This window comes from Actinosynnema pretiosum, assembly GCF_002354875.1.
GTDB lineage: Bacteria > Actinomycetota > Actinomycetes > Mycobacteriales > Pseudonocardiaceae > Actinosynnema > Actinosynnema auranticum.
The window spans coordinates 2,476,355-2,490,512 of the sequence record NZ_CP023445.1; the positions used below are offsets into that span (position 1 = coordinate 2,476,355).

Below are 14,158 nucleotides of genomic sequence, written 5' to 3' on the forward strand. Positions count from 1 at the left end.
CGGTCACCCGGCAGCCGGTGGTCCGCCCAGCGGTCACACGTCCAGTGGTCACACGTCCAGCGACCACGAGTTCAGCCGACCGGTGTCCAGCGACGCCGCGTCCTGCACCCGCAGCGTCCAGGTGCCGACCACGACCTCGCTCGACGCGTCCACCGTGAAGCTGCGCTTGATGTCGTCCGCGCTGCCCCCGGTCCGGTTGTGCAGGTTGTACACCGACCCGTCCGGCGCGACCAGGTCCACGACCAGGTCGCCGGTGTAGGTGTGCGTGATGTCCACGGTCACCGTGGTCGTCGCCGAGGCCAGCGCCCCGCACGCCAGGGTGATCGGGCTGCTCACCGTCGAGTTGTCGGCGATCGGGTAGGCGGTGCTGTTGGTCGTCGTCGGGCACTCGGCGCCCGGCTCCACCACCAGCCAGCTGAACGCGGTCGACCCGGACACGCCCAGCGAGTCCGTGGCGGTCACGGTCACCGAGTAGGTGCCCGCCGTCGTCGGCGACCCGGAGACCAGGCCGCCGTCGCTGATGGTCACGCCGTCCGGCAGCCCGGTCGCGGTGAACACGTGCGGCGCGGTGCCGCCGAACACCGACAGCTGGAAGCTGACCGAGTCACCGGCCAGGTTCGCCTTGGCGCCGGGGTTCGCGATCGACGGGGTCGTCGTGCTGCCGGTGAACAGCAGCTTGTTCGGCGACCCGGCGCCCGCGTTGCCGATCTTGTCGGCGCTGGCGGCCGAGAGCAGCGCGGCCTCCACGGTCGCGGGCGCGGCGGTCGGGTTCTCCGCCAGGTACAGCGCCGCCCCGCCCGCCACGTGCGGGGACGCCATCGACGTGCCGCTGATGGTGTTGGTGGCGGTGTCGTTGGTGTTCCACGACGAGGTGATGCCCTCGCCCGGCGCGAAGACGTCGGTGCACGTGCCGAAGTTGGAGAACGAGGCGCGCGCGTCCGTCCTGGTCGAGGCGTTCACGCTGATCGCCTCGGCCACGCGGGCGGGGGAGTAGTTGCAGGCGTTCGCGCTGCTGTTGCCCGAGGCCACCACGTGCGTGACGCCCGAGGCGACCGAGGCGCGCACCGCCGCGTCCAGGGTGGCGTCCGCGCCGCCGCCCAGGCTCATGTTCGCGACGGCGGGCTTCACCGCGTTGGCGGTCACCCAGTCGATGCCGCCGACGACGCTGGCCGTGGTGCCGCTGCCCGCGCAGTTGAGCACCTTGACCGCGACCAGCTTCACCTCCTTGGCCACGCCGTACTCCGCGCCGCCCACGGTGCCCGCGACGTGCGTGCCGTGGCCCTGGCAGTCGGTGTTGTTGGTGTCGATCGTGTTCGCGCCCCAGCTCGCCCGGCCGCCGAACGTGCTGTGCGTGGTGCGGATGCCGGTGTCGATGATGTAGGCGGTCACGTTCGACGCGCCCGTCTCGTACGAGTAGGAGCTGTCCAGCGGCAGGTCGCGCTGGTCGATCCGGTCCAGGCCCCACGACGGCGGGTTCGGCTGGACCGCGTCGACGGTGATCCGCAGGTCCGCCTGCACCATCGCGACCTTGGGGTCGGCGGCGAGCTTCGCGGCCTGCTCGGCGGACATGGTGGCGTGGAAGCCGTTCAGGGCGTGCGAGTAGGTGCGCTTGACCTCGCCGCCGTAGCGCGAGGTCAACGAGGTGGCGGCGCTGGTGGCGGCGGCGCGCGGAGAGGCGTCGTCGCGCAGGGTCACCACGTACGAGCCGGGCACGGCGTCGGCGCTGCTCGCGCCCACGACCTCACCCGTGGCCCACGCGCTGCCCGCCGTCGTGACGGCCAGCGCGGTGGCTGTGACGGCGGTCAGGCCGAGCGCGGCCAGCCTCCGGTAAGCGTCTCCCATGGCAGGGTTCTCCCTCGATGCAGGGTCGCCCGCACCGCGGTGGCCGGTGTGCCGCCGCGGTGCGGGCTCGAAGGTGGGGAGTTCGCGCGAACTGGTGGTTCAGACCTGGTCTTTATCGATCTTGGCTGACTTCCGGCACCGGCTAGTAGCGCCGTTCAGTCGCATTCGAAGGTCGTGACGCTGCGTCGAACAGGTCATCACTGCGTGAAGTGCTCTTTTCGGTGCAGGCGCCAGCGCTCCAGCAGACCCGTCAGCTCCCGCTCCAGGAACTCGGTGAACGCCAGCGTCCGCTCCAGCCGCGCCCCGGCCGGGGTGCCCGCGAGCGCCTCGGCGCCCTCGCGCAGCGCGCCCTCCCAGTTGATGAGGGCCTGCTCGCGGCGGAACAGCGACTCGTACCAGGCGTCGTCGTAGATCCGGTACACCTCGCGCCGGGTCCCGGCCTCGCGCTCGCGGCTGACCAGGTTGACCTGGTTGAGGTAGCGGACCGCCCCGGACACGGCGGCGGGGGAGATCCGGAGCCGCTCGGACAGCTCCGCGGAGGTCAGCGCGCCGCTGTCGGTCGCCAGCAGCGCCGCGAACACCCGCGCGGGCATCCTGGCCATCCCGGCGTCGCTGAGCATCCCCGCGAACCGCTCGACGAACCGCGACACCGCGGCGTCCACGCCCTCACCACCCGCTCGCGCCACGCTCCACCAGCCCTTTCGCCGAGGTGACCGGTCGGTAGTTTACCGAGTTCCATAACTTCACCACCTTCTGAAGGTCAACCGGTCGCGCGAGGCGGCCGAACCTCCGCTCCGGGCTCGAAAATCGCCTCCGGCGACCGCTCGCACGCCCCGCGCGAGCAGAAACCGTGCCGCCGCACCGGCCGGAGAACCGCCCCTGAACTGCGGGAACACTCCCGCTCAAGCTCGCCTTCCCAAGATCGTCGTTTTCTTGAGGTGAGCTTGAGGAACGCCTGAGGACCGGTGGAGGTCGGCGGCGCATCGTTTGTCCTACGCAAGGGACCACGACCGCCAGCCCGACCGGACACCAGGGAGCTCCCGTGAAGCACCGCACCACCGCCACCGCCCCCGCCGCCGAGACCACCCGCACCCGCCGCTCGGTCTGGCGCCCGGTCGCCTTCGCCGCCATCGGCGGCTCCGTGCTCGTCGCCATGGGCGTCGGCGTCTACGCGACGCTGCTGGCCACCGCCGCGAACGTCACCCCCGAGTCGGTCACCGACGGCACCCTCAGGCTCACCATGGCCGCCCAGGGCGCGGGCTTCGACCAGGCCGTCACCAACGTGGCCCCCGGCGACACCATCAACCGCTACGTCGACCTCACCAACAGCGGCACCCTGGACGGCCAGGCCATGACGCTGCAGGTCGCCGCCACCGGCGCCAGCACCCTCATCACCGACGGCGCCAGCACCAGGGCCCTGCGGGTCAGCGTCACCTCCTGCAACGGCGGCACCTGGAACCCGACCACGGGCGTGTGCTCCGGCACCACCGCCGCGCTGCTCGCCGCCACCCCGCTGAGCAGCCTCACCAGCAACGCCTCGCTGATCGCGGGCTCCATCTCCGCCGGTTCGGTGCAGCGCCTGCGCGTCAGCCTGAACCTGCCGGACCAGAACGAGACCACGGTCAACGGCGCGCTGCCCGCCAACACCGTGCAGGGCCAGAGCGTGAACCTCACCTACACCTTCGGCCAGACCCAGCGCACCGCCACCACCAGCAACGCCTGACCCGGTCCGGTCGGCAGTCCCCTTGCGATCGAGGAGCCCGGATGAGGACGCTCGCCCGCTGCGCGGTGCTCGGCGCGGCCGTCCTCACCGGGTTCCTCGGGACCGGGACTGCGGAGGCCGCGATCACCGCGACCGCGAGCCAGACCCTGCCCGCCCCGCCGACGGGGACCAGCACCACGATCACCGCGTCCGCCATCATGGTGGGCGCCACGGGGACCACCTACGTCGGGCAGCCCTACGGCGTCAGCTACACCAGCCTCTCCCGCACCTACGCCTACCCGTCCGTGCGCAACAACGGCACCATCGACATGGTCCGGGCGACCTTCACCATCACCTCGGGCGGCCTCCCGCTCGCGGGCGCCGCGCTCGACGTGTGCAGCACCGCGTGGAACACCGCGACCGCCACCTGCCCCGGCACCTCGTACACCGCCGCCTCCGGGACGCCCATCGGCCTCCCGCTGTCCGTCGGCGCCACCGTGCCGCTCCGGCTCACCCTCCCGGCCGGCCTGTTCACGACCGTCTCCGTGTCCGTCTCCGTGGATCGCAACAGCTACCGAACGGCAATCCAGGTGAACTCATGACCACGAGCGCAGCAGGCAAGCCGACCTCCGACCAGGGCGACACCGCGACCGCCGCGAGCGCGACCGCCCCGGCCCCGAGGACCGCCCCGGTCCCGAGGAGCGCGGGGGCCCCGCTCGGGACCGCGCCCGCCCCCAGGACCGCCGAGACGCCGGGAGCGGACGTGGACACCACCGCCGAGCGCGCCGTGCCCACCGCCAGGACCGGGACCGCGCCCGCCGGGACCGCGCCCACCGCGCCCGCCGGCACCGCGCCCACCGCGAGCGACGAGACCGCCACCGCCGCGCCCGCCACCGCCGCGCCCACAGACACCCCGCCCGCCGCCGCGCCCGCCACGGGCCGCGTGTGGCGCCGCCGCAAGGCCCTGCGCGTCCTCGGCGGCGTGCTGCTGTTCCTCGTCGCCACCGCCGCGGTCGCCGCCGCCGTCGCCGTCGTCATCCTCAAGATCGGCTTCGCCCCGGTCCTGACCCCGTCGATGAAGCCCGTCCTCAACCCCGGCGACCTGCTCGTCACCCGCGCCACCCCGGTCTCCCAGCTCGAGGTCGGCGACGTCGTCGTCCTGCCCCGCCCGGACATGGAGGGCGAGCGGTACGCCCACCGGGTGATTTCGCTGAACACCTCGGAGGGCAAGACCGTCGTGCGCACCAAGGGCGACAACAACACCGACCCCGACCCGCAGGCGCTGCGCATCGAGTCCGCCACCGTGCCGGTCGGCATCGGCGACCTGCCCGGCGTCGGCCGCGCCGCCCTCGCGGTCGGCCAGGCGGGCTGGCTGCGCGTCGCGGTGATCGTCCTGGTCGGCCTCGCGCTCCTGCTCGCGCTCAAGCGCGCCCTCATCCAGCCCGCCCCTCCCGGCAGGCACTCCAAGGCCCGCAGGTGAACGGGCAGGCGCTCGTCGCCCCGGCCACACTGTGCGGCGTGAGCACCTCGAAGGTCCTGGTTGTCGAGGACACCCAGGAGATCCGCACCGTGATCGAGATGGCCCTGACCGACGCGAGGTTCGACGTCCGCAGCGCGGGCGACGGCGACACCGCGCTGGAGCTGGTCCGCCAGTGGGACCCGGAGGTCGTGCTGCTCGACCTCAACATCCCCGGCCCCGACGGCCTGGAGGTCTGCCGCAGGCTGCGCCAGTTCTCCACCGCCTACGTGCTGATGCTGACCGCCCGCGCGGACGAGGTCGACAAGCTCGTCGGCCTGTCCGCGGGCGCGGACGACTACCTCACCAAGCCCTTCTCCCCCAGGGAGCTGGTGGCCCGCGTGCACACCGTGCTGCGCCGCCCCCGCATCCCCGCCGCCCGCGACAGCAGGCGCGTCGTCGGCCCGGTCGAGGTCGACCTGGACGCCAGGTCCGTCGAGGTCAACGGCAACCACGTGGCCACCACGAAGATCGAGTTCGAGCTGCTGGCCGCCATCACCGAGAACACCCGACAGGTCCGCACCCGCGACCAGCTGCGCAGGCGCGCCTGGGGCGAGGAGTGGCTGGCCGACGACCACGCGGTGGACGTCCACGTGTCGAACCTGCGCCGCAAGCTCGTGGCCGCCGGGGCGCCGCGCGACTTCATCGCCACCGTCCGCGGTGTCGGCTACCGCGTCAACCAGGAGGTCCGATGAACACCAAGCGGCTGCTCGTCGTCGACGACGACCCCGACGTGCGCGAGCTGCTCCTGCTGTCCCTGCTGGACAGCGGCTGGCAGGTCGACGGCACCGGCACCGGCGCGGACGCGCTGGAGCGGTGCCGGGCGGGGCAGGTCGACGGGCTGCTGCTCGACCTGGAGATGCCGGGCGTGAGCGGGCGGGACGTCCTCGCCCAGGTCGCGCTCGACGGCCCCCCGGTCGTGTTCGTCACCGCCTCCCACGAGCCCGCGCTCGACGCCGAGCTGGTCGCCGCGGGCGCGCTCGCCGTGCTGCCTAAGCCGTTCGACCCGCTGCGCATCGGTCACCAGGTCGGGTCCGCGCTCGGCTGGGTCACCACCACGGGCGGTCCACCAGAGGACCACCGACTGGCAGGGTGACGGTGAAGGTGCTGCCGATCCCGGCCTCGGACTCCACCGAGATCGTCCCGCCGTGCGCCTCCACGATGCCCCGCGTGATCGCCAGCCCCAGTCCCGCGCCGCCGCTCTTGGCCCCCAGCTGCACGAACGGCTCGAAGATCCGCTTCGCCTCGTCGTGGTCGATGCCCATCCCGTGGTCGCGCACGTAGACCCGCGCCACCGAGCCCGTGACGGAGCACCCCACCTCCACCGGCTGCCCCGGCGGCGACACCTTCACCGCGTTCGCCAGCAGGTTCGTCACCACCTGCACCAGCCGGTCCGCGTCCCCGCGCACGGTCACCGGGTCCTTGCGCGTCACCAGCGGCACGTGGCACAGCTCGGCCGTGCCCTCCACGGCGATCACCGCGTTCTCCACCACGTCCGCCAGCTCCACCGGCGCGGGCCGCAGCCGCAGCTGCCCGGACTGCACGCGCGACAGGTCCAGCACGTCGTTGGCCAGCCGCACCAGCCGGTCGGTGTTCTTCACGGCGATCTCCACCAGCCGCGAGGCCTGCGCCTGCATCTCCCCGAACCGGCCGGACGCCAGCAGCTCCAGCGACCCGTGCACCGACGTCAGCGGGGTGCGCAGCTCGTGGCTCACCAGCGCGGTGAAGTCCCGCTTCACCCGCTCCGCGTCCTGCGCGGCCAGCGTCGACTGCACCACCGCGCACTCCAGCTCCACCCACGCCGCCAGGTCCTTGAGCCGCTGCCGCTCCTGGTCGGACAGCGTGCGCGGCTCCCGGTCCAGCACGCACAGCGTGCCCACCCGGTGCCCGGAGGGGGCGCTGATCGGCTGGCCCGCGTAGAACCGCAGGTGCGCCTTCGTCACCACCGGGAACCCGGCGAACCTGCGGTCGTCGGCCAGGTCGGGCACCTCGAACACGTCGTCCTGCTGGATCGCGTGCGAGCACACCGAGATGCCCCGGCTGGTCTCGGTCGCGTCGAAGCCCGCGCACGACTTGAACCACTGCCGGTCGGTGTCCACCAGGGTCACCACCGCCACCGGGGTGTGCAGCACGTCGCGCGCCAGCCGCGTGATCCGGTCGAAGCGCTCCTCGCGCGGTGTGTCCAGCAGGCGCAGCGCCTTCAGCGCGGCGACCCGGTTGACCTCGGCGTTCCAGGACTCGTCGCTCACATGACGGAGTATTCGTCATCGTTCGCGAGGACTGCCCGCCACGAACGGGTGAGTTCTGCTCGGGTGGGGCAACCGCAGGCGCGTGACCACCGCCGGTAGCGCCCCGCTCGGCCCGCTCACCGGGAAAACGCCCCGACCGGGTGGCGCCGTGCGCGGGGAGCGCGCGCCCCGCGGGACGCGCCCGCGGTGCGGGAACGCGCAGTGACGGGGGCTCCCGGCGCGGGATCAGGGGGGTGCAGGGGGGCGGCGACCCGGCCGGACCGTCCGAACCGGACTCCGGGGGCGCGGGTCCCCGCAGCTCACAGCCCCGAGGGCCCCCGGCCCGGTCCGCGCCCGCGCCGCCGCAGGTACCGCTCGAACTCCGCCGCGATCGCGTCCCCGCTCGCCTCGGTGATCTCGATCTCCGCGTCGCCGCGCTCCTCCAGCGCCCGCACGTAGTTGCGCACGTCCTCGTCCTCGTCGGCCATCTCGCTGACCGTGCGCTCCCACTCCTCGGCCTGCTCCGGCAGCGCCCCGAGCGGCACCTCCACGTCCAGGACCTCCTCCACCCGGTGCAGCAGGGCGAGCGTGGCCTTGGGCGAGGGCGGCTGCGACACGTAGTGCGGCACTGCGGCCCAGAACGAGATGGCCGGGATGCCCGCCTGCACGCACATGTCCTGGAACACGCCGACGATCCCGGTCGGACCCTCGTACTTGGTCTGCTCCAGCCCGTACTTCGCGGCGGCGGCCGGGTCGTACGCGGTGCCCGACACCGGGACCGGCCTGGTGTGCGGGGTGTCCATCAGCAGCGCGCCCAGCGTGACCACGGTCGTCACGCCCAGCCGCTCGATGTGCCCGAGCAGCTCGGCCGCGAACTTGCGCCACCGCATGTTGGGCTCTATCCCGTGCACCAGCACGACGTCCGTCGCCGAACCGGGTGGTCTGCACACGGTCAGCCGGGTCGTCGGGAACTCGACCCGCCGGGTGAGGCCGTCCACCATGCGGACTGTGGGTCGTGTCACCTGGAAGTCGTAGTACTCGTCCGGGTCGATCTCCGCCAGCGGCTTGGCCTCCCAGGTCAGCTGCAGGTGCTCGATCGCAGTGCTGGCTGCGTCTCCAGCGTCGTTCCACCCCTCGAACGCCGCCACCATGATCGGGTTGGTGAGGGGTTCGTCGGGGTCGAAGGGGGTCTGGGCGGCCTGGTCCGGATCGGTCACCGGGCAAGCCTACGACCCTTCGGGCACCCCTGACGTCGTAGGCTGGCGCCATGTCGGATCGTGTCTCGTCCCCCCTGCTGGACGCACTCACCGAACGCGTGGTCGTGGCCGACGGGGCCATGGGCACCATGCTCCAGTCGTTCGACCTGTCCCTCGACGACTTCGCAGGCCACGAGGGCTGCAACGAGATCCTGAACACCACCCGGCCCGACGTGGTGCGCGCCGTGCACCGCGGCTACCTGGAGGCGGGCGCCGACGCGGTCGAGACGAACACCTTCGGCGCGAACCTCTCCAACTTCTCCGACTACGGCATCCAGGACCGCATCTTCGAGCTGTCCCGCCTCGGCGCCCAGCTCGCCCGCGAGGCCGCCGACGAGCACGCCGAGCCGGGCCGCCCGCGCTTCGTGCTCGGCTCGGTCGGCCCCGGCTCCAAGCTGCCCACCCTCGGCCACGTCGCCTACTCGGTGCTGCGCGACTCCTACGTGGAGCAGATCCGGGGCCTGCTGGTCGGCGGCTCCGACGCCATCATCGTCGAGACCTCGCAGGACCTGCTCCAGACCAAGGCGGCGATCGTCGCCGCCAAGCGCGCCATGGACGCCGAGGGCCTGCGCGTGCCGATCATCGCCCAGGTCACCGTCGAGACCACCGGCACCATGCTGCTGGGCTCCGAGATCGGCGCCGCCCTCACCGCCCTCGAACCGCTCGGCATCGACCTGGTCGGCCTGAACTGCGCCACCGGCCCCGCCGAGATGAGCGAGCACCTGCGGCACATCGCCAAGCACGCCCGCATCCCGCTGTCGGTCATGCCCAACGCGGGCCTGCCGCAGCTCGGCCCGAACGGCGCGGTCTACCCGCTCGGCCCCGAGGAGCTGGCGCAGGCGCTGCGCGGGTTCGCCACCGAGTTCGGCGCCCGCCTGGTCGGCGGCTGCTGCGGCACCACCGCCGAGCACGTCCGCCAGGTCGCCGCCGCCGTGCGCGACCTCGGCCCCACCACCCGCCGCCCGCGCCCCGAGCCGGGCGTGTCCTCGCTCTACCAGGCCGTGCCGTTCCAGCAGGACGCGTCCGTGCTGATGATCGGCGAGCGCACCAACGCCAACGGCTCCAAGGCCTTCCGCGAGGCCATGCTCGCCGACCGCTGGGACGACTGCGTGGGCATCGCCCGCGACCAGACCCGCGACGGCGCGCACCTGATCGACCTCAACGTCGACTACGTGGGCCGCGACGGCGTCGCCGACATGTCCGCGCTCGCCTCCCGCCTGGCCACCGCGTCCACCCTGCCGATCATGCTCGACTCCACCGAGCCCGAGGTGCTCCAGGCGGGTCTCGAGCACCTGGGCGGGCGCTGCGCGGTCAACTCGGTCAACTACGAGGACGGCGACGGCCCCGACTCGCGGTTCCAGCGCATCATGCGGCTGGTCGCCGAGCACGGCGCGGCCGTCGTCGGCCTGTGCATCGACGAGGAGGGCCAGGCCCGCACCGCCGAGTGGAAGGTCCGGGTGGCCGTCCGCATCATCGAGGACCTGGTCGGCAACTGGGGCCTGCGGCACGGCGACATCATCATCGACTGCCTGACCTTCCCCATCTCCACCGGCCAGGAGGAGGTGCGGCGCGACGGCGTGGAGACCATCGAGGCCATCCGCGAGCTCAAGCGCCGCTACCCCGAGGTGCGCACCACGCTCGGGCTGTCCAACGTGTCCTTCGGCCTCAACCCGGCCGCCCGCCAGGTGCTGAACTCGGTGTTCCTGCACGAGTGCGTGCAGGCCGGGCTGGACACCGCGATCGTGCACGCCTCGAAGATCGTGCCGATGGCGCGCATCCCCGACGAGCAGCGCGCGGTAGCCCTGGACCTGGTCCACGACCGCCGCCGCGAGGGCTACGACCCGCTGCAGCGGCTCATGGAGCTGTTCGAGGGCGTCACCACCTCCGCCTCCAAGGCCACCCGCGCCCAGGAGCTGGCCGCGCTGCCGCTGTTCGAGCGGTTGCAGCGGCGCATCGTGGACGGCGAGCGCAACGGCCTGGAGGCCGACCTGGACGAGGCGCTGACCCAGCGGCCCGCGCTCCAGATCATCAACGACACCCTGCTGGCGGGCATGAAGACGGTCGGCGAGCTGTTCGGCTCCGGCCAGATGCAGCTGCCGTTCGTGCTCCAGTCCGCCGAGGTCATGAAGACCGCCGTCGCGCACCTGGAGCCGCACATGGAGCGCTCCGACGACGGCGGCAAGGGCCGCATCGTGCTCGCCACCGTCAAGGGCGACGTGCACGACATCGGCAAGAACCTGGTGGACATCATCCTGTCCAACAACGGCTACGAGGTCATCAACCTCGGCATCAAGCAGCCCATCAGCGCCATCCTCGACGCCGCCGAGAACCACCGCGCCGACGCCATCGGCATGTCCGGCCTGCTCGTCAAGTCCACGGTGATCATGAAGGAGAACCTGGAGGAGATGAACTCGCGCGGGGTCGCCGCCCGCTGGCCGGTGCTGCTCGGCGGGGCCGCGCTCACCCGCGCGTACGTGGAGAACGACCTCACCGACACCTACCTCGGCGAGGTCCGCTACGCCCGCGACGCGTTCGAGGGCCTGCGGCTGATGGACGCGGTCATGGCGGCCAAGCGCGGCGAGTCCCCGCTGGTCGACCCGGAGGCCGAGCGCAAGGCCGCCGAGCGCAAGGCCCGCCGCGAGCGGTCGCTGCGCATCGCCGCCGAGCGCAAGGCCGCCCAGCCCGAGCCGGAGCCGGTGTCCCGCTCGGACGTGGCCGCCGACCTGCCCGTCCCCACCCCGCCGTTCTGGGGCACCCGCGTGGTCAAGGGCGTGCCGCTGGGCGACTACTCGGCGCTGCTCGACGAGCGCGCCACGTTCATGGGCCAGTGGGGGCTGCGCGGCTCGCGCGGCAGCGGACCGTCCTACGAGGAGCTGGTCGAGACCGAGGGCCGCCCCCGGCTGCGCTACTGGCTGGAGCGGCTGGCCACCGAGGGCGTCCTCGCGCACGCCGCCGTGGTCTACGGGTACTTCCCGTGCGTGTCCGAGGGCGACTCGCTGGTGATCCTGGGCGAGCCGTCGGTGGACGCGCCCGAGGTGACCCGGTTCGCGTTCCCCCGGCAGAAGCGCGACCGGCGGCTGTGCCTGGCCGACTTCTGGCGACCGCGCGAGTCCGGCGAGGTCGACGTGGTGCCGTTCCAGCTGGTCACCATGGGGCAGCCGATCGCCGACTACGCCAACGAGCTGTTCGCCAAGGACGCCTACCGCGAGTACCTGGAGGTGCACGGCCTGGGCGTGCAGCTCACCGAGGCGCTCGCCGAGTACTGGCACAAGCGGGTGCGCGAGGAGCTGACCTGGCCGGGCGGCGGGGTCGTCGCGGCCGAGGACCCGGCCGACGTGGAGGAGTACTTCAAGCTCGGCTACCGGGGCGCCCGGTACTCCCTGGGCTACGGGGCCTGCCCCGACATGGAGGACCGGACCAAGGTCGTCGCGCTGCTCGAACCGGGCCGCATCGGCGTGAAGCTGTCCGAGGAGCTCCAGCTGCACCCCGAGCAGTCCACGGACGCGTTCATCGCCCACCACCCCGAGGCCAAGTACTTCAACGCCTGACCGGTCCCGCGCGAGGACCGGACGCTCAACGGCTGAGCGGCACGTCGGAACGACCCGGCGGCGCGTCCCCCGAACGGGGGCGCGCCGCTTTCGCACGACCAGAGGAGAGCAAGAGTGAACACCCCCGCCGCCGTCCTGTGGGACATGGACGGAACGCTGCTGGACTCGGAGAAGCTCTGGGACATCCCGCTCCACGAGTTCGCCGAGAAGCTCGGCGGGGAGCTGTCGCTGGCCACCCGGCAGCGGATCATCGGCTCGAACCTGCCCACCACCATGGGCATCCTGTTCGACGAGGTGGGTGTCGAGGCCACGCCCGAGGACGTCGAGGAGGGCGGGCGCTGGCTGCTGGCCCGCACCGAGGAGGTGTTCCGCGAGGGGCTGCCGTGGCGGCCGGGCGCGCGGGAGGCGCTGCGGGCCGTGCGCGACGCCGGGGTGCCGATGGCGCTCGTGACCTCCACCGACCGCAGGCTCACCGAGGTCGCGCTCGACACGATCGGGCGGGACCTGTTCGACGCCACGGTGTGCGGCGACGAGGTGGAGGGGCGCAACAAGCCGCTGCCCGACCCGTACCTGAAGGCCGCGCGGCTGCTCGGCGTGGAGCCGGAGCGGTGCGTGGCGGTGGAGGACTCGCCGACCGGGACCAGGTCGGCGGTGGCGGCCGGGTGCGCGGTGCTGGTGGTGCCGTGCGAGATCCCGGTGCCGGAGGGGGAGCGGCGGGTGTTCCGGGAGTCGCTGGTCGGGGTGGACGCGGCGGTGCTCGCGGGGCTGCTGGGCTGAGCGGTCAGCGGGGCGGGAGGGGGCAGTCGCCGCAGGTGCCCCCGCCCGCCACCCGGTAGTACAGGCAGCAGGAGCGGCGGCGGAAGGCGACCTCGCCGGGGAAGTCGATGAAGTCGCCGGTGTTCGCGAGCTCCCCTGCGGCCAGCAGCTCGCGGCCCTTCGCGACGCAGGACCCGGCGTCGACCGGGCGCCCCGGCGGGGGAGTGCGGGCGAGGGTGCGCAGGGCGCCCGCGACGTTCGAGGCGGCGTTGCCCCACAGCAGGCCCTCGGCCACCCCGGACGCCGCGCGGACCGCCGCGACCACCGGCGCCAGCGCGGCGGTGAGGTCCCCGGTGGCCGCGACGGGCTCGGCCAGGCGCACCCGCAGGCCGTCCGGGTCGTAGCGCCACCACAGGTTCTCCGGGCGCACGTCCGGGACCGGCAGGCCCAGCGCGCTCGCGGCGGTGACCGGGCTGAGCAGGCGCGCGGTGTGCGCGAGGAAGAACAGCGACCCGGCGACGCGCCGCTCGGCGGTGCGGTAGCGGGCGGCGATGGCGTCCAGCGCGGCGGGCAGCTCGGGGCCGTCCAGCAGCGCCGCGCCGGGGCGCCAGGTCTCGTCGGGGCGGCCGACGTCGAGCGCGAAGAACGGGCTGATCACCCGGATCTCGCGCAGCGCGGACAGCACGGGCGCGTAGTCAGGCACTCGCGACCCCCGGCAGCGGGCCTACGGTGGCCCGGACGATCCGCGCCACCAGCGCGTCCACGTCCTCGCCCGGCGCGGGGCGCACCGCGCCGTCCCTGAGCAGCGCGTACAGGCCGTGCACCAGCGCCCACACGCCGGTGGCGAGCGCGCCGGTCTCGTCGGTGCAGCTCGTCGTCACGCCCAGCGAGGCCGCGACCTCGGCCAGCGCCCGCGCCGACGCCTCCTGCACCTCGGGGCGGGTGCTGCACGTGCTGTCCACCATCAGCTGGTGCAGGCCGGGGTTCGCGAGCCCGTGCCGCACGCCCTCGGTCACCACGACCACCACGAGGTCCTCGGGCGCGGCGGTGGCGAGCGCCGCGACCACCCGCTCGGCCATCTCGCCGAACCCGTGCACGGCCAGCGCCGCGAGCAGGGCCTCCTTGTCGGCGTAGTGCCGGTACGGGGCGTTCGCGGACACGCCCGCCGCGCGGGCCACGGCGCGCAGCGACAGGCCGTCGCTGCCGGAGGACTCCAGCAGCTCCAGCGCCGAGCGCAGCAGCGCGGCCCGCAGGTCGCCGTGGTGGTACGTCGCCCGAGTCATGTTGACATCGTACACTTCAGGTGCGAA

General features: G+C 73.2%; 13 protein-coding genes. 7 read left to right on the forward strand and 6 right to left on the reverse strand.

Going from position 1 to position 14,158, the window contains the following annotated elements; genetic code table 11:
• Positions 1–48: 48 nt before the first annotated feature.
• Entirely contained in the window at positions 49–1,842 is a 1,794-nt protein-coding gene (locus CNX65_RS11215; protein ID WP_096492730.1) for a S8 family peptidase, read from the reverse strand.
• Between the two features lie 197 nt (positions 1,843–2,039).
• The gene (locus CNX65_RS11220) at positions 2,040–2,462 is read right to left on the reverse strand and encodes a GbsR/MarR family transcriptional regulator (protein WP_218181037.1); all 423 of its coding nucleotides are present in this window, start codon (positions 2,460–2,462) and stop codon (positions 2,040–2,042) included.
• A gap of 422 nt (positions 2,463–2,884) precedes the next feature.
• On the opposite strand from CNX65_RS11220, the gene CNX65_RS11225 reads away from it, so the two are divergent.
• Genes CNX65_RS11225 through CNX65_RS11245 form a run of 5 tightly spaced genes read left to right on the forward strand, consistent with a single transcriptional unit; the run spans position 2,885 to position 6,156 of the window.
• The gene (locus tag CNX65_RS11225) at positions 2,885–3,565 is read left to right on the forward strand and encodes a TasA family protein (RefSeq protein WP_096492731.1); all 681 of its coding nucleotides are present in this window, start codon (positions 2,885–2,887) and stop codon (positions 3,563–3,565) included.
• Between the two features lie 41 nt (positions 3,566–3,606).
• Positions 3,607–4,146: a hypothetical protein gene (locus tag CNX65_RS11230; RefSeq protein WP_096492732.1), complete on the forward strand. Its 540-nt coding sequence runs from the start codon at positions 3,607–3,609 to the stop codon at positions 4,144–4,146.
• A complete protein-coding gene (locus CNX65_RS11235) occupies positions 4,143–5,024 on the forward strand; it encodes a signal peptidase I (RefSeq protein WP_096492733.1) in 882 nt (293 codons plus the stop codon). Before CNX65_RS11230 ends, CNX65_RS11235 begins: the two co-directional genes overlap by 4 nt.
• Before the next feature lie 38 nt (positions 5,025–5,062).
• Positions 5,063–5,755: a response regulator transcription factor gene (locus CNX65_RS11240; protein WP_205590432.1), complete on the forward strand. Its 693-nt coding sequence runs from the start codon at positions 5,063–5,065 to the stop codon at positions 5,753–5,755.
• Positions 5,752–6,156 carry a response regulator gene (locus CNX65_RS11245; RefSeq protein WP_096492735.1) on the forward strand — a complete coding sequence of 135 codons (405 nt, stop codon included), beginning with the start codon at positions 5,752–5,754 and terminating at the stop codon, positions 6,154–6,156. Before CNX65_RS11240 ends, CNX65_RS11245 begins: the two co-directional genes overlap by 4 nt.
• Here the strand turns inward: CNX65_RS11245 and CNX65_RS11250 are convergent.
• Positions 6,110–7,309, reverse strand: a complete 1,200-nt coding sequence (locus tag CNX65_RS11250; protein ID WP_096492736.1) for a GAF domain-containing sensor histidine kinase — start codon at positions 7,307–7,309, stop codon at positions 6,110–6,112. The two genes, CNX65_RS11245 and CNX65_RS11250, sit on opposite strands and share 47 nt — an antisense overlap.
• 299 nt (positions 7,310–7,608) lie before the next feature.
• Positions 7,609–8,505 carry a PAC2 family protein gene (locus CNX65_RS11255; protein ID WP_096492737.1) on the reverse strand — a complete coding sequence of 299 codons (897 nt, stop codon included), beginning with the start codon at positions 8,503–8,505 and terminating at the stop codon, positions 7,609–7,611.
• A gap of 50 nt (positions 8,506–8,555) precedes the next feature.
• Between CNX65_RS11255 and metH the strand changes: the two genes are divergently transcribed.
• Positions 8,556–12,092: a methionine synthase gene (gene metH / locus CNX65_RS11260; RefSeq protein ID WP_096492738.1), complete on the forward strand. Its 3,537-nt coding sequence runs from the start codon at positions 8,556–8,558 to the stop codon at positions 12,090–12,092.
• 144 nt (positions 12,093–12,236) lie between these two features.
• Positions 12,237–12,869 (forward strand): HAD family hydrolase, encoded by a 633-nt coding sequence (locus CNX65_RS11265; protein ID WP_218181033.1) that lies wholly within the window; start codon positions 12,237–12,239, stop codon positions 12,867–12,869.
• A gap of 4 nt (positions 12,870–12,873) precedes the next feature.
• Here the strand turns inward: CNX65_RS11265 and CNX65_RS11270 are convergent, their stop codons facing one another.
• Positions 12,874–13,551 (reverse strand): (2Fe-2S)-binding protein, encoded by a 678-nt coding sequence (locus CNX65_RS11270; RefSeq protein ID WP_096492740.1) that lies wholly within the window; start codon positions 13,549–13,551, stop codon positions 12,874–12,876.
• Entirely contained in the window at positions 13,544–14,131 is a 588-nt protein-coding gene (locus tag CNX65_RS11275) for a TetR/AcrR family transcriptional regulator (RefSeq protein ID WP_096492741.1), read from the reverse strand. The genes CNX65_RS11270 and CNX65_RS11275 overlap by 8 nt, the downstream gene beginning before the upstream one ends.
• Positions 14,132–14,158 lie beyond the last annotated feature (27 nt).